At 68.5% G+C, this 19708-nt stretch carries 18 protein-coding genes and 3 tRNA genes; 15 read left to right on the forward strand and 6 right to left on the reverse strand.

Annotation, left to right across the window (positions count from 1 at the left end):
• The first annotated feature begins 44 nt into the window (after positions 1-44).
• Together F8178_RS07885 and F8178_RS07890 are read left to right on the forward strand one after the other, a co-directional pair.
• Positions 45-1217, forward strand: coding sequence for a polysaccharide pyruvyl transferase family protein (locus F8178_RS07885; protein WP_317494030.1), 1173 nt, complete (start codon positions 45-47; stop codon positions 1215-1217).
• A gap of 64 nt (positions 1218-1281) precedes the next feature.
• Positions 1282-3015 (forward strand): acyl-CoA dehydrogenase family protein, encoded by a 1734-nt coding sequence (locus F8178_RS07890; protein WP_317494031.1) that lies wholly within the window; start codon positions 1282-1284, stop codon positions 3013-3015.
• Positions 3016-3082: 67 nt separating this feature from the next.
• On the opposite strand, the gene F8178_RS07895 is transcribed toward F8178_RS07890, so the two are convergent.
• Both F8178_RS07895 and F8178_RS07900 read right to left on the reverse strand, forming a co-directional pair.
• Entirely contained in the window at positions 3083-3661 is a 579-nt protein-coding gene (locus F8178_RS07895) for a bacterial proteasome activator family protein (protein ID WP_317494032.1), read from the reverse strand.
• A 140-nt stretch (positions 3662-3801) separates the two neighbouring features.
• The gene (locus F8178_RS07900) at positions 3802-4779 is read right to left on the reverse strand and encodes an NAD(P)H-quinone oxidoreductase (protein ID WP_317494033.1); all 978 of its coding nucleotides are present in this window, start codon (positions 4777-4779) and stop codon (positions 3802-3804) included.
• A 220-nt stretch (positions 4780-4999) separates the two neighbouring features.
• Between F8178_RS07900 and F8178_RS07905 the strand changes: the two genes are divergently transcribed.
• From F8178_RS07905 to F8178_RS07915, 3 genes are all read left to right on the forward strand, one after another.
• Complete coding sequence (locus F8178_RS07905) at positions 5000-6532, forward strand: M28 family metallopeptidase (protein ID WP_317494034.1); 1533 nt, start codon at positions 5000-5002, stop codon at positions 6530-6532.
• Between the two features lie 126 nt (positions 6533-6658).
• A tRNA-Ser gene (locus F8178_RS07910) sits at positions 6659-6743 on the forward strand.
• Between the two features lie 39 nt (positions 6744-6782).
• The gene (locus tag F8178_RS07915) at positions 6783-7685 is read left to right on the forward strand and encodes a phosphoribosylaminoimidazolesuccinocarboxamide synthase (protein ID WP_317494035.1); all 903 of its coding nucleotides are present in this window, start codon (positions 6783-6785) and stop codon (positions 7683-7685) included.
• 15 nt (positions 7686-7700) lie between these two features.
• On the opposite strand, the gene F8178_RS07920 is transcribed toward F8178_RS07915, so the two are convergent.
• Complete coding sequence (locus F8178_RS07920; RefSeq protein ID WP_317494036.1) at positions 7701-9086, reverse strand: flavin monoamine oxidase family protein; 1386 nt, start codon at positions 9084-9086, stop codon at positions 7701-7703.
• 159 nt (positions 9087-9245) lie between these two features.
• Here F8178_RS07920 and F8178_RS07925 point away from each other — a divergent pair, with 159 nt between their 5' ends.
• Complete coding sequence (locus F8178_RS07925) at positions 9246-10388, forward strand: acyl-CoA dehydrogenase family protein (protein ID WP_317494037.1); 1143 nt, start codon at positions 9246-9248, stop codon at positions 10386-10388.
• A 40-nt stretch (positions 10389-10428) separates the two neighbouring features.
• On the opposite strand, the gene bfr is transcribed toward F8178_RS07925, so the two are convergent.
• Together bfr and F8178_RS07935 are read right to left on the reverse strand one after the other, a co-directional pair.
• On the reverse strand, positions 10429-10911 hold the full coding sequence (bfr, locus tag F8178_RS07930; protein WP_317494038.1) for a bacterioferritin: 483 nt from the start codon (positions 10909-10911) through the stop codon (positions 10429-10431).
• 119 nt (positions 10912-11030) lie between these two features.
• Complete coding sequence (locus F8178_RS07935; RefSeq protein WP_317494039.1) at positions 11031-11231, reverse strand: (2Fe-2S)-binding protein; 201 nt, start codon at positions 11229-11231, stop codon at positions 11031-11033.
• Between the two features lie 183 nt (positions 11232-11414).
• Between F8178_RS07935 and F8178_RS07940 the strand changes: the two genes are divergently transcribed.
• The gene (locus tag F8178_RS07940; RefSeq protein WP_317494040.1) at positions 11415-12170 is read left to right on the forward strand and encodes a sulfite exporter TauE/SafE family protein; all 756 of its coding nucleotides are present in this window, start codon (positions 11415-11417) and stop codon (positions 12168-12170) included.
• A gap of 157 nt (positions 12171-12327) precedes the next feature.
• Here F8178_RS07940 and hisC read toward each other — a convergent pair whose 3' ends face one another.
• Positions 12328-13374 (reverse strand): histidinol-phosphate transaminase, encoded by a 1047-nt coding sequence (hisC, locus tag F8178_RS07945; RefSeq protein WP_317494041.1) that lies wholly within the window; start codon positions 13372-13374, stop codon positions 12328-12330.
• A 209-nt stretch (positions 13375-13583) separates the two neighbouring features.
• Between hisC and F8178_RS07950 the strand changes: the two genes are divergently transcribed.
• The 8 genes from F8178_RS07950 (at position 13584) to F8178_RS07985 (ending at position 19477) form a co-directional block, all read left to right on the forward strand.
• The gene (locus tag F8178_RS07950; protein ID WP_317494042.1) at positions 13584-14087 is read left to right on the forward strand and encodes a hypothetical protein; all 504 of its coding nucleotides are present in this window, start codon (positions 13584-13586) and stop codon (positions 14085-14087) included.
• The gene (locus F8178_RS07955) at positions 14084-15223 is read left to right on the forward strand and encodes a PPE domain-containing protein (RefSeq protein ID WP_317494043.1); all 1140 of its coding nucleotides are present in this window, start codon (positions 14084-14086) and stop codon (positions 15221-15223) included. The genes F8178_RS07950 and F8178_RS07955 overlap by 4 nt, the downstream gene beginning before the upstream one ends.
• Positions 15216-15986, forward strand: a complete 771-nt coding sequence (locus F8178_RS07960; RefSeq protein WP_317494044.1) for an ESX secretion-associated protein EspG — start codon at positions 15216-15218, stop codon at positions 15984-15986. The genes F8178_RS07955 and F8178_RS07960 overlap by 8 nt, the downstream gene beginning before the upstream one ends.
• A gap of 120 nt (positions 15987-16106) precedes the next feature.
• On the forward strand, positions 16107-18119 hold the full coding sequence (locus F8178_RS07965) for an acetoacetate--CoA ligase (protein ID WP_317494045.1): 2013 nt from the start codon (positions 16107-16109) through the stop codon (positions 18117-18119).
• A gap of 85 nt (positions 18120-18204) precedes the next feature.
• A tRNA-Ser gene (locus F8178_RS07970) sits at positions 18205-18295 on the forward strand.
• 58 nt (positions 18296-18353) lie between these two features.
• Positions 18354-18429 (forward strand) — tRNA-Arg (locus tag F8178_RS07975).
• A gap of 90 nt (positions 18430-18519) precedes the next feature.
• Positions 18520-18981, forward strand: a complete 462-nt coding sequence (locus F8178_RS07980; protein ID WP_317494046.1) for a hypothetical protein — start codon at positions 18520-18522, stop codon at positions 18979-18981.
• A 46-nt stretch (positions 18982-19027) separates the two neighbouring features.
• Entirely contained in the window at positions 19028-19477 is a 450-nt protein-coding gene (locus F8178_RS07985) for a hypothetical protein (RefSeq protein ID WP_317494047.1), read from the forward strand.
• Positions 19478-19708 lie beyond the last annotated feature (231 nt).

Consider the following 19708-nt stretch of genomic DNA (forward strand, 5'->3'; position numbering starts at 1 on the left):
GCGCGATCACCTGCCTGGCGCGGGTGCGGGCCTATCATGGGCCGATGCCACTCAGCTCGTTCCGGCACGATAACCCGGAATCCCCCGCGCAGTCCCTGTACTACCTGGTAACCCCCGCAGGATTCCCCAATTTCGGTGATGACCTGATCGCCGCCGCGTGGTTGGAGTATCTCGCTGAGCACGCCCCGCACGCCGAGGTCTGGCTCGACACCCACTCCCCTGGGCAGGCCCGGGTGCTGCTGGACGGGCTCCATCCCGGGCTTCGGGTCACCGACACGTTGTGGCAGCTGAGTGCCGCGGCCCCCTCGTCACAGGCTTGGCAGCTCGGCAGCTGGGTGCAGGCCGCCGTCGAGAATCCCGGTATGGTGCCTCGCCTGCACCACGGCATCATGCTGCTGTGGCGCGCCGAGGTGGTGCACGTGCTCGGCGGCGGCTACATCAACGCGCTGTGGCCGCGGCACATCGGGCTGCTCGCCGGGGTCGCGGCCGCGGTACGGCGGTCCGGCGGTCGGGCGGCGATGACCGGCCACGGGCTACTGCCCGTCGTCGAGGACGGGGCTTCGCTGCTGACCTCGCTAGCTGGGCGATTCGACATCGCCGAGGCGCGGGACGCGGAGTCGGCGGGCATGCTGGGCATCGAGCAGGGGGTCGACGATGCCTTCCTGGCCATCGGCAGGTTGGGCGTTGCCGACGTGGCCGCCACCTGGCCAGACGGGGATGCCCCCGACGTGTTCCTGTGCGTACAGGGTGACCTGGTCGACGAGGGGGTGAACGCGCTCGCTGGCAGGGTGTGGGAGCTGCTGCAGGGCTGGCGGGTGGCTCCGGAACGGGTGTGCTTCGTCGAGGGGATACCCGGCACCGACCGCGAGGTGTTCGCGCTACTGGAGCGCGAGCTCCCGGGCGCGCGCTTCTACCCGTTCGCCGATGTCTGGGACTCCGGCCTGCCTGCCGCCCCCGGTCAGACCTGGATCTCCACCCGTTTCCACGTGCACCTGATGGCGGCGGCCGCGGGTGCCGCGGGGGTGGCTGTGCCGGTCAAACCCGGTTACTACACCGTCAAGCACCGGTCGCTGGTCGAGCTGGGCTCGGGCTGGCACATCCTCGACGGATCCGGTGGGGTCGTCGAACGACCGTCGGGTGCCGGTTTCGCCACCGAGGATGTGGCACGGTTGCGGCAGGCCAAGCTCGACCTCGCCAAACGTGTCTACGGCTGCTGATGCGAGCAGCGCGACAGTCCGGAAGGATCGGGAGCGAGGCCCACGCGAAGAGGGGAGAACGCGCATGACTACACCGGAAGGGGCCGGAGGGCAGCCCTCCTCGTTCGCCAAGTCGCTGTTCGCCGGGGCATTGCCGGACGAGATGGTGTTCCCGTATCCGCGGCTGGGGCGTGAGGAGTCCCGTACTGTGCGGGAGCTGCTGGCCTCGGCGCACGAGTTCCTGGACGAGCACTACGACCCCCAGGTGGTCGAGCGCGAGCGCTGGGTCGGTGACGAGATCATCCGCGGGCTCGGCGAGCGCGGCCTGCTGGGGTTGTACGTCTCTCCCGAGTACGGCGGGGCGGGTTTGTCGCAGACCGGTTACTGCCGGGTGATGGAGGAGTTCGGCGGATACGACGCCACGCTGTCGGTGGTCATGGGCGTGCACCAGTCCATTGGGATGAAGCCCATTCACATGTTCGGCACGGCCGAACAGCGTGAACGTTTCCTTCCCGACCTGGCAGCAGGCCGCAAGCTGGCGGCATTCGGCCTGACGGAGCCCTCGGCGGGGTCTGATGCCTACAACGTGCAGACCTACGCTGAGCAGCAGGCCGATGGCTCGTTCGTGCTCAACGGCGAGAAGCGATGGATCGGTAACGGGTCGAAGGACGTGGTCGTGGTGTTCGCGCGGTGCGACACCGGCGGGCGCAAGGGGCACGTCGCGCTGATCGTCGAGCGGGGGATGGACGGGTTCGAAGCGCCCCATCGCTTCGACACCCTCGGGCTGGTTGGCAACGACCTGCGCAAGCTGACGTTCAACCACGTGAAGGTTCCGAAGGAGAACGTACTCGGTGAGCCGGGTGACGGGTTCCGTATCGCGATGGCCACATTGAACAACGGGCGGATGTCGCTGGGCACCGGTGTCGTCGGCGGGACCAAGGCATTGATCCGGCAGGCGATCGACTACACCAGCAACCGCGAGCAGTTCGGCATGCCGCTGTCGGATTTCGAGCTGGTGCAGGACAAGATCGGCTGGATGGTGTCCTATCTGTACGGCCTGGAGTCACTGGCCTACCTGACGACCGGGTTGGTGGACGCCGGGGTCGAGGACTACTCCGTGGAGTCGGCGATGTCGAAGGTCGCCTCGACGGAGTTCATGTGGTACGCGGTCAACCGCGTGTTCCAGCTGATGGGTGGCAGTGCGTACATGGCCGATTCGCCGATCGCGAAGACGCTGCGGGACACCCGGATCTTCCCGATCTTCGAAGGCGCCAACGACGTGCTGCGCGCGTTCATCGCGCTGTCCGGCATGAAGGTGATCGCCGACGAGTTTGAGGACCTGCGTAAGATCGAGCTGAGCGATCCGATCAGGACGATCGGGACCATCGCGGACTTCGTGCGAGGCCGGGTGTCCCGCACCCTGCGGCCTGCACAGCTGGAGAGCGCTCATCCCGAGCTGCGTGGCCACTCCGAGGCGGTTGCCGAGCAGACCAAGCGGCTGCGGGGCACGGTGGAGAAGCTGCTGCGCTCGCACGGCAAGGACATCAAGCTGCGACAGCGGCACCAGAAGCGGCTAGCCGATGCCAGTACCGATATCTTCGCGCAGGTGGCGACGATCTCGCGGACCACGGACCTGCTCGCCGACCAGGGGGTGGAGGCCTCGGGGCAGGAGCGATTCATCGCCGACTCGTTCTGCAACCGCGCCGCGAGGCGAGTTCACGGCCAGCTGAACCTCATCGAGGACAACGACGACGAGCAGATCCACTCCATCGCCCGCGCCGCCTACAACCACGGCGGCTACGGGCCGAAACTGCGCTGAGGGTGGCGAGCCGAAGGACTCCTCGGGTACCGGATATGTACCGAACGGTCCCTTCGGCTCGCCACCCTCAGAGGTACTGGCCGGTGCCGGTGACGCCGTGATGCGGTCCCTCGCCGCCCTGCTGGTCGTGGCTGCCCGCCGGTAGTCCCTTGCGCATCTGCTCTAGCTGCACCCTGGCGGCCATCTGCTGGGCGAACAGCGCCGTCTGGATGCCGTGGAACAGCCCTTCGAGCCAGCCGACGAGCTGCGCCTGCGACACCCGGAGCTCGGCGTCGGAGGGCGTGGTGTCCGCCGTGAACGGTGCGACCAGCCGTTCCAGCTCGTCGCGCAGCTCGGGCGCGAGCGCCTGCTCCAGCTCCTTGATCGACGTCTCGTGGATCTCGCGGAGCCGGTTCCTGCTGGCGTCGTCGAGCGGGGCGGCGCGCACTTCCTCGAGGAGCTGCTTGATCATGGTGCCGATCCGCATGACCTTGCCCGGCTCCTCGACGAGGTCGCCTGGCCCTTGCTGGTCCTCGCCTTCGGCCTGCTGCGGGACGTTCGCCGCGCCGACGGGGGAGCCGTCCGGGCCGACGACCACCACGCGTTGCGACCGCTCACCGTCGTCGGGGTTCCGCGAGGGCTGGTGCGAGGATTGCGGCTCAGTCATCTGCTTCCATCCTGTGTCGCGTCGTCTCGTGGCAGGGTGCTCCCTTGTAGGGTAGCCCGCCACGGCGCCGGGTATGCACCACGGAGAACCACGTCACCCTCGGGCCTGCGGCCGGGCCTGGTCCTGGGTGCGGGGAGGCGTCACGGATGCGCGGTGAGCAGGATCTTGCCGAACACGCCGCCCTCGTCCATCGCTCGGTGTGCCGCGGCGGCTTCGGTGAGCGGGAACGCCTCGTGAATCACGGGCAGCACCGTGCCCTGCTCGACCAGCGGCCACAGGTGCCGGCGCACCTCGGCCACGATGCGCCCTTTCTCCTCGACGGGGCGGGCGCGCAGCGTCGTCGCCGAGATGCTGCCCCGCTTGCCGATCAGCCTGCCGAGGTTGAGTTCGCCCTTCGTGCCGCCCTGCATGCCGATGACGGCGATCCTGCCGCCGGTGGCCAGCGCCTTGACGTTGGAGTCCAGGTACTTGGCGCCCATCACGTCGAGGATGACGTCCGCCCCACCGGTGGCCTCGCGGATCTCCGCGACGAAGTCCTGTTCGCGGTAGTTGATGGTGATGTCGGCCCCGAGCTGTCTGCAGCGTTCGAGGCGCTGGTCGTCCCCCGCGGTCACCGCCACGGTGGCGCCAAGGGCCTTGGCCACCTGGATCGCGTGGGTGCCGATGCCGCCCGCCCCGCCGTGGATCAGGATCACCTCGCCGTGGGAGAGCGCGGCCACCATCACCACGTTCGACCACACGGTGCAGGCCACCTCCGGTAGCGCCGCGGCAGCCAGCAGCTCCACCTCCCCCGGCACGGGGAGGAGCTGCGCGGCGGGGACGGCGACCTTCTCCGCGTAGCCGCCGCCTGCCAGCAGCGCGCACACCTCGTCGCCGACTTGCCACCCCTCGACGCCCTCGCCGAGCTCGGCGATCGTTCCCGAGCATTCGAGCCCCGGGTACTCGCTTGCCCCCTCAGGGGGCGCGTAGTAGCCCTGCCGCTGCAGCAGGTCCGCACGGTTGACCGCACTCGCCGCCACGTCCACGACGACCTCGCCGGGACCGGGCTCGGGGTCCGGCACCTCGGTCCACCGCAAGACGTCGGGCTCGCCGGGTTCGGTGATCGTGATCGCATGCATGATCCGCCAGCGTATCGGACCGCGCGCGAGAAGAGACGGATCAGCGGCTACGACCCTCGCGCGGAGGACCACCTCACGGAGTCGGTGGGATGATCCGACGGACGGCCCCTTGACCGTGTGGTGATCTACCACAAAGCTGTGCGGTTACCGGCCGCGTTCGCGGGCTCAGCGTTCCGTGAGCGTGGTCGTACTGGTCGCACGAACTAGGGGAGTTCTCACCATGTCAGCTATACGCAGGAAGATCGCTTTACCCACGGCGATCGTGGCGAGCGCGGCGCTTGCCGTCACCAGCGGTCCCGCCGCGCTCGCCGAACAGCCGGATACCACCTCGGAGCTACCCGAACGAGTGGCGGAATCGCTCACAGTCGGCGACATCAACCGGCATCTGACGGCGTTCCAGCGCATCGCCTGGCAGCACGACGGGCACCGCGCTTCCGGCACGCCGGGCTACGACCGGTCGGCCGACTACGTCGAGGGCGTGCTGGAGCGCGCCGGATTCGACGTAACACGCCAGAAGTTCGAGTTCACCTACTTCGAGGTGCTCGAGGAACGGCTGGAAAGTGGCAATCAGCAGCACGAGGTCCACCTCATGCGGCACAGCCCGGCGACCCCCGAAGGTGGACTGACGGCCCCGACCGTCGTCGTGCCGGAAAGCGACGAGCCCGGCTGCGACGCCGGTGACTACGAGGGCATCGACGTCGACGGCGCGATCGCGCTGATCCAGCGGGGTGCCTGCACGTTCGCGCAGAAGCAGCAGGTCGCCGCCGACGAGGGTGCCGTGGCCGCGCTGATCTACAACAACGTGGAGGGTCCGCTGCACGGCACGCTCGGTGACCCCGAGGACGCTCGTATCCCGACCGGTGGGGTCAGCGACACCACCGGCGCGGACCTGGTCTACGCCGCGGGTGAGGAAGCCACGCTGGAGTTGCGGGCGATTAGCGAGGAGCGCACCACCGATAACGTGCTCGCCGAGACCGCCACCGGCGCCACCGACAACGTGGTGATGGCCGGTGCGCACCTGGACTCGGTGCTGGAGGGGCCAGGTATCAACGACAACGGCAGCGGCTCGGCCGCGCTGTTGCAGGCCGCGGTAGAGATGGGTCCCGAGCCCGAGGTCAACAACGCGGTGCGGTTCGCTTGGTGGGGCGCAGAGGAGGTCGGTCTCGTCGGCTCCACCCACTATGTGCAGGAACTGGACTTCGAGGAGCAGCTCGACATCGCCATGTACCTGAACTTCGACATGATCGGTTCCCCGAACGGTGGTTACTTCGTCTATGACGGGGACGGCGAGGAGTTCGGTGTCCCGGGCCCGCACGGCTCGGCCGCGATCGAGGGCGCCTTCGTCGAGCGGCTCGGTGAGCAGGGCGTGGAAACCGAACCGTCCGAGCTGAGCATGCGTTCGGACTACGCCGAGTTCATGAATCAGGGCATCCCCATCGGTGGCCTGTTCACCGGCGCGGAAGGCGTCAAGACCGAGGAGCAGGCCGCCAAGTGGGGCGGCACGGCAGGTCAAGCCTACGACCCGTGCTACCACCAGGCCTGCGACCACCTGGGCAACCTCGACCGGCAGATGCTGCTGGACAACGCCAAGGCGGCGGCCTACGTGATCGGCTCGTACGGGCTGAGCACCGAGGACGTCAACGGTGTCGGCCCGGGCGACATGGTTTCGATGCAGCAGCGGGCGGCCGAGCGTGCCGGGCAACAGCTTATGCATGCCGGTGCGGCCTCACAGGGGCATCACCAAGCGTCCTGACGCCGGTCGCCGGGCTGCGGGGCGCTTCCGTCCTGCTGTGACGGGGCGTCCCGCAGCACACCCAACGCCGCGACGGCTCGCTTCGGCCGACCGGATACGCTGGGGGAGCAGCGTGCGCGCTGCCGTGGAGGCGTGGCAGAGCGGCCGAATGCACTCGCCTTGAAAGCGAGCGACCCGCAAGGGTCCGGGGGTTCGAATCCCTCCGCCTCCGCTCGGCGTGAGGCCGAGCCGAAGGGCCTCTACGGTACCTGTGCGGTACCCAGGGAGGCCTTCGGCTCGTTGCCCGAGCAAGGAAAGGCGGGGAATGAAGCACATTCACTCCGGCAAGGTACGTGACCTGTACGAAGACGGCGACGACCTGCTGCTGGTGGCCACGGACCACGTATCGGTCTACGACGTCTCGCTTCCCACGCCGATCCCGGACAAGGGTGTGTTGCTCACCCAGCTGTCGGTGTGGTGGTTCGAACAGCTCGCCGACGTCGTGCCGAACCACCTGATCTCGGCGACCGACGTGCCGCCGGAGTTCGCGGGACGTGGCATACGGTGCAAGCCGCTGGACATGATCCACGTGGAGTGCATCGCTCGCGGTTACCTGGCAGGTCTGGGGCTGCGGGAGTACCAGCGTCACGGCACCATCTCCGGCGTGCCCGTGCCGCCGGGGCTGCGGGAGGGCGACAAGCTGCCGGAGCCGATCTTCACCCCCACCACGAAGTACTCCGATACCGGGCACGACGAGTTCATCACCTTCGACGACGTGGTCGCCCAGGAAGGCAAGGAGGTCGCCGAGCGGCTGCGCGAGCTGACCGTGGAGATCTATGCCAAGGGTGCGGCACGGGCGGCCGAGAACGGCGTGATCATCGCTGACACGAAGCTGGAGTTCGGCTGGGACGGCGACACGCTGACGTTGGGCGACGAGGTGCTGACCTCGGATTCGTCTCGGTTCTGGCGGGCCGACGAGTGGGAACCCGGCGGCTCGCAGAACGCCTTCGACAAGCAGTTCGTGCGCGACTGGGCGCTGTCGACCGGGTGGGACAAGACCGAACCGGGGCCCGAGATCCCGGCCGATGTCGTGGCAGCCACCCGCGAACGCTACATCGAGGCCTACGAGCGCATCACCGGCAACCGGTGGAGCGCGGTGAGCACCGGCGCCTGACCGGAGGCGACCTGGTCACCTGCCGGGATGCTGGATCCCGGACCGCGCTGCCGCTGCTTCGCTGGCCGCCCGGTACCCGGAGCGCACGGCGCCCTCCATATAGCCGTTCCAGCGGGTGGCGGTTTCGGTGCCCGCCCAGTGGATACGCCCGGCTGGCTCGCGCAGCGCGGGACCATGCGCGGTCCACCCACCGGGCGGGAGGAACCCGCCGTAGCAGCCCCGCGACCATTCCTCGTCTGCCCAGCTTCGCTCCACGTAGTGCTCGGGGTTGCTGGCACGGGGCCCGAAGAAGCGGCTGAAGCAGTCGAGCACGATCGTGCGGCGCATGGCCGTGTCGAGTCTTGCCAGCTCACGCGCCTGGTTGCCTTCCAGGAAGCCGAGCAGCACGCCCGGTTTCCCGTCGGGAGGCGAGTTGTCGAAACCCACCTTGACCGGCCCGTTGTCACTGGTGATCTGCCCGGCGAGACCGTCGTCGCGCCAGAACGGCTCCGGGTAGACCGCCATGCACTTGATCACCGAGCCCTGCGCGTAGCGTTGGCAGAGCTGGTCCCGGTAGCCGGGTAGTGGCGGGTCATAGGCGATCCGCACGCTTAGTGCGGGTGGCACGGCGACGATGACTCGGTTCGCCTGCACCTGGAGTCCGTCGGCGTCCACGGTGACCCCGTTGTGGTGTTGCGCGATCCGGCGTACCGGTCTGCCGAGCTCGACGGCGTCGCCGAGCTCGGCCGCCATCCGCTCGGCGATGCGCTGGGTACCGCCGGTGACCCGCCATCGCTGCGCACCGTCGCTTGTGGAGATCAGCCGGTCAATCCCGCCGCCGGAATGGATGTAGAACAGCAGGTGCAGCAGCGACAGGTCGGAGGGGGCGACGGCCCACACGGCCTCGCAGATCAGCGTGAAGTAGGCGCGGCCCCCCGCGGTGCGCACGTTGCGCCGTATCCAGGAGGCGAAGGTCTCGCTATCCCACCTGTGCGCACGGGGTGCGTTCCAGGGCGCGTCGAGCGGTATCCGCCGCGCCATGCGGTCAAGGCGGAGCTGTGTCTGGGCGATATCGGCGAGGGTCAGCGGGTTGAGTCGGGGGATTGTCCCGCGGTAGCGGTGGATCTGGCCATGGAACTCGAACAGCTTCACGCCCTCGTCGTAGGTGTCGTAGGTGGCCAGGCCGAGCTCGCCAAGCAGCTCAAGCACGGCATCCTGGGTCGGGCCTAGCCATTGGCCTCCCACCTCGAGCGCGGTACCGCAGGGCAGGTGTTCGTTGTGGACACGGCCGCCGACGCGATCGCGCGCCTCAATCACGGTGGTGGCGTGCCCGTGAGCGGTGAGCGCTCGTGCCGCGGCGAGGCCAGCGAAGCCCGCACCGACCACGGCCACGTCACAGACCCGGCTACGTTGATCAACCATGTGGTGAGCATGTCGGCCTCGGGTAGTCGGGTCAACGGGGACACCAGCTCGGCAAGCTCACCGAACCGGTTGTTGACATAATGCCAATAGAGCTGCTTCGCTGGGGTGAACGATCCCGCGCACCGGCCGGGGTCTCATCCCCGGCGTGAGGGAGGTGCCATGCCTGCGACATGGACCGAGGAGCAGCGGGCGTTCGCCGCGGCCATCGACGAGCTGTGCCGCAAGGAGTGCGGCACCAGGCAGCAACGTGACGCGCTGACCTCAGGCGGCCGCGAGCACCACAACGCGGAGTTCTACGCAGGGCTCGCCGAGCTGGGTTGGCTCGGAGTCGGCCTGCCCGAAGCCGACGGCGGTTCCGGGGGCGGTATCACCGAGCAATGCATCCTGCTGGAACGGACCGGCTACGGTCTCGCCCCGGTCGGCGGGTACGTGACCACCAGCGTCGTCGCCGGTCCGTACCTGGCGTTCGGCACCGAGGAGCAGCGACGGCGCATGGTCTCCTCGATCAGCGCGGGCAGGGTACACGCGATCTCGATGTCGGAACCGGAGGCCGGCTCCGACGTCGGCGCGCTGTCGTGCCGCGCCGAACCCGTCGACGGCGGCTTTCGCATCAACGGGCAGAAGACCTGGTGTTCCAACGCGCACATCGCCGACACCATCCTGCTCGTGGCGCGCACCGATACCGCGGGCGCCAAGCACGAGGGGCTGACCATGCTGGAGGTCCCGGCCGACGCGGTCGGCTTGGAGGTCCGCCGCATACCCACCATGGGTGCCGACGAGGTCAGCGAGCTCTACTTCACCGACTGCTTCGTGCCCTCGACCGCCGTGATCGGGCAGGTGGATCGGGGCTGGCCCCAGCTGATGGCCGGGCTCAACGGCGAGCGCCTGTACCTGGCTTCAGCCATGCTGGGGCGCGCCAAGCGCGCCTTCGACGACACCGTGTTCTACATCGGCGAGCGTCATCAGTTCGGCAGGCCCATCGGGTCCTTCCAGGCGCTGTCGCACCGCGTGGCCGACCTGGCCACCGAGCTCGAGTGCGCTGAGCTGCTGGTGTATTCGGTGGCGCAGGCGGTCGACGCGGACCCCGAGCGGCTGCTACCGAGGCAGGCCTCGATGGCCAAGCTGAAGGCCACCGAAACGGCCAAGCGAGTGGCGCTGGAAGGTATGCAGATGATGGGCGGGTACGGCTACTCCACCGAGTACGACATGGAAAGTCACCTTCGCGCGACCGTGGTGTCCACGGTCTACGGCGGGACGAGCGAAATCCAGCGCGACATCATCGCCAGGACCTACGGGCTGTGACGGTGATGCCACCGCGATCCCGCACGCCGCACACCTCGGGTCAGCCGTTGGGCGGGCGCTCGACGAGCTGGCTGAGGTAGAGCTGCTCGCCCAGCTTGTCCATGAGTTCGAGCTGGGTCTCGAGGTAGTCGATGTGATGCTCCTCGTCCTGGAGGATCCGCTCGAAGAGGTTTGCGGTGGTGATGTCGCCCTTCTCCCGGCACATGGCGATGCCGGGGCGGATTCGCTCCAGTACCTCCTCCTCGATCGCCAGGTCCGAGCTGAACTGCTCCCGGACCGTCTGGCCGACGCGGAGCGTGAACAGGCGCTGGTAGTTGGGTAGCCCGCCGAGGAACAGGATCCGGTCGGTGATCCACTCCGCGTGGTGCATCTCTTCGATGGATTCTTCCCTGGATTTCTCGGCCAGCTTCGTGAACCCCCAGTCGGCCTGCATCTTGGAGTGCAGGAAGTACTGGTTGATGGCTGTGAGCTCGCTGGTCAGTTGCTCGTTGAGGAGCGAGAGGACCTCATCGTCGCCGCGCATTGCCTGATGCCTCCAAACGGTCGGGTGATATGGAACATATCCCCGGCGCGAGGCACACTCAACTCGGGCACGCGGCTCGTCAGGCCAGCTGTGCCCGGGCGAGATCGTCAAGCGTCACGTCAGGCGATGCGGGGCAGATCCTCCAACTCGGCCGGTTGCGCGGAACGCTGTCCAAGCAGGCATTCCAGCCGCTCGACGCAGCTGCCGCAGCCAGTGCCCGCGCCGCAGCGGTCACCGATGTCCTCCACCGTGCACGCGCCCGCCAGGATGGCGGCACGCACGTGCTGGGTGGTGGCCGCAGCGCAGATACAGGCGTACATGATCACTCCTACAGGTGAAGCTCGTAAGGCTAGGCTAACCAAACGGGGCGGGTAAATACAACCCTCTGTTCCCCCTGTAGTCACGGTGAGCTGCGTCACCGACTGTTCGCTTGGTCACCCTCGCGTCCCGCCCATATCGCGACCGTGCGTCACCGGGGCATAGTCTGCTCGCGTGATGCGCGCATGACGTGGTGGGAAGTCGTCGTGATCCTGCTGGCGGGGGCCTGGGCGGGCACGATCAACACCGTGGTTGGATCCGGCACGCTCGTCACCTTTCCCGTGCTCGTGGCTCTCGGGTACCCGCCGGTGACGGCGACGACCTCGAACGCCATCGGGCTGGCTCCGGGCACGATCAGCGGGGTCATCGGCTACCGCAGGGAGCTGGCCGGGCAACGGGACCGGGTGCTGCGGTTCGCAGGTTTCTCGGCCGCAGGCGCCGTAGGGGGTACGGTTCTGCTGCTCGCGCTGCCGGAGGCGGCATTCGAGACGATCGTGCCCTGGCTCATCGGCCTTGCCGTGATCCTGGTGATCATCCAGCCGAAGGTGAGTGGCTGGGTGCTGCGCAGCGGGGGTGGTCGCGCCTCGCACGGCGGCCTGATGGCCGTGGCGTTGATCCTGCTCATCGGCGTTTACGGTGGCTACTTCACCGCCGCACAGGGGGTGCTGCTGATGGGCGTGCTCGGCATCCTGGTCCACGACTCGCTGCAACGGCTCAACGCGGTGAAGAACGTGCTCACCGCCGTGGTGAACGTGGTGGCGGGGCTGGTCTACGCCTTCTACGCCCCGGTGAGCTGGCCGGTGATCGGCTTACTGGCGGTGAGCTCCATGCTGGGCGGATACCTCGGCGCCGTCGTCGGCAGGCGGCTTCCCCCCGCGGTGCTGCGCGCCACCATCGTGGTGATCGGGCTGGCCGCCATCGTCAACTTTCTCTGGGCCTAGCGGCACACACCTGCCAAGCACCCCGTGTCCGGCGATGCGGCACCCCGTGTTGGGCGAAGCATCATGACAGCACCCAACACGGCGTGCCGTAGGCCCCAACACGATGTGCCACAGGCCCGGACACGAGGTGTCGAAGCCCCGGACACGGTGGCGACGTTCAGAAGGTGCGCGTCACCTCGAGGAGCGTGTCGTTCTCCTCGGACGTGCCGACGGTCACCCTGGCACCCTCACCCGCGAAGGGGCGGACGACGACCTTGCGGGACAGCGCGTGCTCGGCGAACTCGGTGGTCCGCTCGCCCAGCGGCAACCAGACGAAGTTGGCGTGCGATTCCGGAACCTCGTACCCCTGGTCGAGCAGCGCCGACCGGACGCGGTCGCGCTCGGCAGCGATGTGTGAGCACCGGGCCAGCAGCTCGTCGGCGGCATCCAGCGAGGCCAGCGCCGCGGCCTGGGCGAGCGCGTTCACGCTGAACGGGATGAAGGTCTTGCGTACCGCCTCGGTGATGCGCGGCTCGGCCACCAGGTAGCCGACGCGTAACCCCGCCAACCCGTAGGCCTTCGAGAACGTCCGCAGCACCACCACGTTGTCGCGCTCGCCGAGGAAGCCCAACCCATCGGGTACGTCCGGATCGCTGACGAACTCCCGGTAGGCCTCGTCCAACACCACCAGCACGTCGTCCGGTACGGCGTCGAGGAAGCGTTCCAGTTCCGCGCTGCGTACCACGGTGCCGGTGGGGTTGTTCGGGTTGCACACGAACACCACCCGGGTCGCGGGCGTGAGCGCCTGCGACATCGCGTCCAAGTCGTGGACGTGGTTGGCGTCGAGCGGCACGGTGCGCTGCTGCGCGCCCACGACTTGCGTCAGTATCGGGTAGGCCTCGAAGGATCGCCACCCGAACAACACCTCGTCGGCCGGAGTGCACATCGCTTGGATGAGTTGCTGGCACAGCGAGACCGAACCGCAGCCAACGGCGATCCGGTCCTGCTCGACACCGAGCTCCGCGGCCAGCCGCTCCACCACCGCGAACGCACCCATGTCCGGGTAACGGTTGATGGTGCTGCTTGCGCGGGCGATCGCGTCGGTCACGCTCGGCAACGGGCTGAGCGGGGTTTCGTTGCTGGCGAGCTTGATGGCTCCCGGCACGGACTGCCCGGGTACGTAGGCGGGCAGCGAGTCGAGATCGGCGCGGGGCGATGCGGGCATGGTTGGCTCCTACCTCTACACGCGTCGGCATGGTGTGCCCCAGACACTAGCCGCCCATCGCCCGCACTAGCACGCCGATCACCGGTCCGTTCGATTTCGTCGAATCGCCGGTGTGGTGCACGCGTTCTTGCTAGCGTGAGGTTCCGCGCGCCCGGCCGTTCGGGCGCGTCGGGGACCTGGGTGGTACTGGGCGGTTCCGGGAGGGGCACATGACCGATTCGTCGTGGCAGCACAGTAAGGACAGCCAGGACGACACCGAGTCCACCGTGCAGGCGGCGGACCCGCGTGCCGGTTTCGCCGTGGTGGGGTCGGCGCAGCTGGACGAGACCGCGCGCCGGGTGACCGCGATGCGGGAGGCGGTCGCCGAAGGGGATCTGGAGCTGGACGAGGATACCGCCGAGCGCGTGCTCGCCATGCTGGACGGCGTGCGCTGCCACGTGGCCAGGGTCGTATCCGAAGCCCCCGGCCTCGATGCCCCGTTGCAGCTGGGGAACAACTGGGTGGCGGGGGTGATGTCCCGACGGCTGCACGGCGCCGCCTCGGGCGAGGACACCTCGGCCATCCCGGTGTTGGCGGCCTTCGACGAGCTGATCACCGACTTCGAGCGGATCGTGCGCGAAGCCGTGACCGGCTATCGCCTCACGGATGAGGACGCGGCGGCGGAGCTGGATGCCATCGGTTCCGGTGTGGATGACCAGGGGGGTGTGCGATGACCAAGCGGATCCTGCCCGTTCCGTGGCCGCCGGAGCAGTGGCCCCCCGAGGAACCGGATCCCGGCGAGGAGGACCTCGCTCAGCCGCTGGACTGGATGACCTACCCGCATGCGCACCTGTACATGATGGTGCGTCACTTCCTCGACCTGCCGGGGGCGAACTCCGTCGCGGCCGAGTGGGCCAAGCTCGCCGAGGAGCTCGACGCGATCGCCGACGAGCTGAGTGAGGTCGTGACGGTCGCGGCGGCCGGGTGGCGCGGTGCGGCCGCGGAGCGTGCCAGGGAGACAGCCGAACGGCTGACCGAATGGGCACGGGATTCGAGCGCTCGGGCAGCCGAGGCGGGTGGCTGCGTGAGCAGGCAGGCCGACATCGCGGAGCGGGCACGGAACGCCATGCCGGAGCCGCCTCCGCACGAGTACTCCCTCGACGTGATCGACTTCCGTCATGAGCGGCCGGGACCACCGAAGGTGATCGTCGATGGCGGTGGCCCTTCCGGGGCGACCACACCGATGTCGGCCAGCCCGTTCACCGGAGGGAGCTTCGAGACCGCACCCAATGTGCTGGGGCCGGTAGGGCCGGACCAGGAGGAACTCAGGGAGCGTCACCGCCAGGCAGCCGAGGTGATGCGCCGGATGCAGCGCGAATCGGCCGAGGTGCACGGCTCGGTGCCCAGCTTCATCCCGCCTGCACAGCGGTCGGACCTCGACGGCGAGGACAGCGACGGCGACGGGGCCTCCGGTGACCGGGACCGTGACAGCGGTACGGACGAGCAGCGCACGTCGGCGTCCACCGCGGGCTCCGGCGCGGTAGGCGGGATCGGCGCTGCTGCAGGGGGAGCGCAGCCCGGCAGCATGGCTCCGGCACCGGGAAGCGGGGCCGCGCCAGGCACGGCCGCGGGGACCGCGGGTAGTCCGGGGGCTGCCGTGCCCGGCGGCTCCGGTTCGACTGCCTCCGGCGCGGCACCCCGGGGTGGCATGGGCATGGCCGGGATGCCGATGGGTGGGGCGGGGCGCCAGGGCGAGGGCAGCGAGCGCAAGCGCCCCGACTACCTGGAAGGTGACCCGGACGTATTCGCACCTGACGAGAAGGGCGCGCCGGTCGATCTCGGCGACAGCCGGGAGCCCGACGATGCGTGACCCCGACACCGGTTGGATCCAGCTGCACCACGGCGAGTTCTTCCTGCTGTGGTCGGCCCTCGAGCTGGGGGAGCTGCCCGCTGTGCTGGGTGTGCCGCACATCGGGCGCACACCACCGGCCAGGGCGAGGTTCGCCGAAGCGGCTGGGGCGGCGTTGGCCGAGCGCGACCTCGGCACCGTCGAGCGACCCGCACCGGATCTGCGGCGCTACCTGGAGGCGCTGGCAGGTGGCAACCGCGCGTGTGAACTGCACATCGATACCGCCGACGCAGCGCTGCGCGCGGTCGGCGTGCCGGGGCGGGAATGCGTCATCGTCGCGAGCGCGGGCACGGAGATCAGGCTCGGCCCGGTCCGGGAGACGAGGATGGCCGCGACGATGTTGGATGTCGTGCCGCCTGCGGGCGCCGGTCCCGGTGCACCAGCCAACGTCGCCGTCGACGTGTTCACCCGCGCCTGCCGGGTGGGCGAGCGCGAAGGTGTCGAGGGGTTCAAGGAAGCCTTGCGTGATGGTGGAGTGCGTGGCGCCGAGGTCGGTGTGATCGCGCGTGCTATCGGGGGCAGGGCCGCCGGTGGCAGGTTGGAGGCGCGGTCGCGCGACGGCGGTGCCCGTTGGAGGTGGCTGCCGGAGACCCTGAACTGGGTCGACACCGCCGACGGCCGGTTCGCGCTGCGCAAGCAGGGCGAATGGCTCACCGTGACCCCGGCAGACCACGCGCGGCTGCTCGGCATGGCCGAGGACATGCTCGGCTCGCTCACCGGGTGAGAACCAGCTCCTGAACCGCGGACAGCGCCGCCTGGTGAGGTGGCCCGGTTCGAGGTGTGCCGCGATACTGCCGGCTTCGGACCCTGGCGAACCGAACCGGGCTTCCGATAGGAAGGGCACATGACCACCGAGTTGCGAGCGTCGACCGACATTCCCGAGGTGCTGTGGCGTCCGGATCCGGAGGAGGTGGCCGACACCCGTATCGCGCGGTTCCGCGACTGGTTGCGTGCCGAGAAGGGCGTGGATACCGGTGATTACACGCAGCTGTGGGAGTGGTCGGTCGCTGAGCTCGACGACTTCTGGGCGGCGTGTGCCCAGTATCTCGGGGTGCGTTGGCACGCCGAGGCCGAGCGGGTGCGCGACGGGGACCGTATGCCCGAGGTGCGGTGGTTCCCCGGCGCCACACTGAACTACGCGGAGCACGCGCTGGCCCCCGGCGTGGCTGGCACGACAAAGGGCGACGACGAGCTCGCGGTGATCTTCCACCGGGAGGACGGGCTGGCCAGCGAGCTCACCTACGGGCAGTTGCGCGCGCAGGTCGCCGCCGCGCGGTCGGCGCTGCGTGAGCTAGGGATCGGGCGCGGCGATCGGGTGGTGGCGCTCGCACCGAACTGCCCCGAGACGCTGGTGGCGTTCCTCGCAGCAGCCAGCCTGGGCGCGGTCTGGTCGTCGTGCTCCCCGGACTTCGGGGTCCGGGCGATCGCGGACCGGTTCACCCAGATCGAACCGGCGGTCCTGGTGACCGTGAACGGTTACTGCTACGGCGGCAAGACCTTCGACGTGCGCGCCACCGTGGCCACGCTCACCGACGAGATCCCGTCGCTCAGGGAGGTCGTGGCGATCGACTACGCCGGGACCGGCCAGGTCGAGGGGGCGCGGGACTGGACCGAGCTGCTGGCGCGGCACGAAGGTGCCGACCTGGAGTTCGAACCGGTGCCGTTCGAACATCCGCTGTGGGTGCTGTATTCCTCCGGCACCACGGGCCTGCCGAAGGGGATCGTGCAGGGGCACGGTGGGATCACGCTGGAGCACCTGAAGTCGTTGGCGCTGCACCTGGACCTGGGGCCGGGCGAACGCTTCTTCTGGTACACCACCACCGGCTGGATGATGTGGAACTTCGTCATCTCCGGCTTGCTGGTCGGCGCAGCCGTGGTGCTCTACGACGGCAGTCCCGGGCATCCCGATCTGGGGGCGCTGTGGCGGCTGGCCGAGCAGCACCGCATCACCTATTTCGGCACCTCGGCGCCGTACGTGCAAACCTGCCTGAAACGCCAGGTGCGCCCGGCGGTCGAGCACGACCTCTCGGCGCTGCGTGCCGTCGGCACCACCGGTGCGCCGCTGAGCTCCGACGGGTTCCGCTGGATCGTGGACGAGCTCGGGCGCGACGCGAAGGGACGCCCGGTACAGATCTGCTCGGTGTCCGGCGGCACCGACGTGTGCACCGCGTTCCTCGGGGCCTCGCCGGACGTGCCGGTGTGGCAGGGAGAGCTGTCCTGCCGCGCGCTCGGCGCGGCTGTGGCCGCCTACGACGACGAGGGCAACGAGGTGATCGACGAGGTCGGCGAGCTGGTGCTCACCAAGCCGATGCCGTCGATGCCGGTGTTCTTCTGGAACGATCCCGACGGCTCGCGCCTGCGCGCCGCGTACTTCGAGGACTTCCCCGGCGTGTGGCGGCACGGCGACTGGGTGCGGATCACCCCGCGTGGCTCGGCTGTGATCTACGGTCGTAGCGACTCGACCCTCAACCGCGGCGGGATCCGGATGGGCACCGCCGAGTTCTACCGCGTGGTGGAAGGCGACGACCAGGTGCTCGACTCGCTGGTGATCGACACCACACGCGCGGGCGAGGACGAGGGCAAGCTGCTGTGCTTCCTGGTGCTCGCCGAGGGTGCCGACCTGGAGGAGGTGCGGCAGCGGCTGCGTACCGAGTTGCGAGTCGAGCTGTCGCCACGGCACGTGCCCGACGAGTTTGTCGCGGTCGACGACGTGCCGCGCACGCTGAACGGCAAGAAGTGCGAGGTGCCGGTGAAGAAGATCCTGGCTGGCGCCGCGCCGGAGCGGGCGGTCAGCGCCGATGCCCTGGCCAACCCCGACGCGCTACGTCCGTTTCTGGAGCGCGCCGGGCAGGGCTGAGCGGCCCCGGCAGGGTGCCGGGGCCGCTGTGACGGCCGCGCAGGCAGGCCTGTAGCCTGTTAAGGCAGTGGCCTGATGGCCCCTGGGAGGCTTCGCCTAGTTGGTCTATGGCGCCGCACTGCTAATGCGGTTGGGGTTTACGCCCCTCGCGGGTTCGAATCCCGCAGCCTCCGCCACCCGGTTGCAGTAGCGATCGGGCGGTCGGCTAGCCTAGTCGACCGGACAACCGAACAGGCGCCCGTAGCTCAACGGATAGAGCATCTGACTACGGATCAGAAGGTTTGGGGTTCGAATCCCTACGGGCGCGCCAAACTCCCAGGTCACAGACCTGGGAGTTAGTATTTGGCAACCCTGTTACCGATCAAGTGTCAAGCGTCACTCCGGTTCGCCAGGCACGTTCGTGTCCAGTGCCGAGCGCCTGCGCCTCTCGCTGACCAGGGTCCTGGATGCCGACCTCACAGCCACGCTGGCCGAGACCATCCGCGAAACGGCCGACCACTTCGACCTTGCGACCGGCGAATCACCATCCAGCACCGTCACCATCGCGCACGAGACCGGCGAGTATCGCGACCTGCTCGTGCTCGGCGGCAGCCTCGCTATCGTTCCCGGCGAGATCATCACCGACGAGCGCATGGATCGGCCCGACCTCGAGGCCCGCACGAAGTATCGCCAACGACTCGCTGTAGGCAGCGGCTACGACGACCAGCACCGTCGACTTCTGCGCGAGTTGCAGGACCAGCAGGACCCATGCCGGAACCGGATCGAACGTCGCGCCGGTGGCATCAAGGGCGTCTACGGCGTCGCTACGCGATGCGCTCCGCGCACCCTTGATCCTGCCGAAGCTACGCACACGCAAAGGTGAAGGTGACACGGAGGACGTAGTCCCCGTGTTCGCCTACGCTGAATATGTGACTGCTTTACCACGGATACTGGTGCCTCGAACTCAACTCACGGACGTCGACGGAATTGCCGTCGCGCTCCTGACGGTGGAGCTGTGGGACGACGGAATTGTCCTGCGACTAGCCGGACTCCCGAACGAAGCTACTCAACGAATGCTCGATGAGCACGAACACGATATGACGGCATGGGCAGAACGGCGGCAACAAAGCCCGAACGACACATCCGAGGCCCCGCCCGAGGAACCCGGACCCCTTATCCTGAACCGCATCAACATCGGTATCACCGACGAGCACGGCACGTCCTATCGGATGATGACCCGCCGCACCGGAGGTACTGGCACCGAGTTGCGGGACGAGTTGTACTTCCAACCCGGCATGCCCAAGGGAACCAATCATCTCACCATCCACACCAGCGGATCGGGCCTCCCTGAGAACGCCATTCAAGTGCCAGCAACATGAACAAACCTCGAACCGCCGTCCCTCACAGCGCACGAGCTTGACCTCTGAGCGGGCAACTCTCCCTCTGAACCGCTCCGTCGAGTTCGGAGACTCCATTCTTTGGGACGGATGGAGTCATGTCAGGGAGAACGTCGAAGAGGTGCCCGGCCGAGCTGCGTGAGCGGGCGGTCCGGACCGGCTGCCGCCTGCGGTGTGACCTCGGCCGTGCTTGCCGCGTTCGACAGGCGGGTA

The sequence above is a fragment of the Haloechinothrix sp. LS1_15 genome (genome assembly GCF_033042135.1).
In the GTDB taxonomy this organism is placed as follows: Bacteria; Actinomycetota; Actinomycetes; order Mycobacteriales; family Pseudonocardiaceae; genus Haloechinothrix.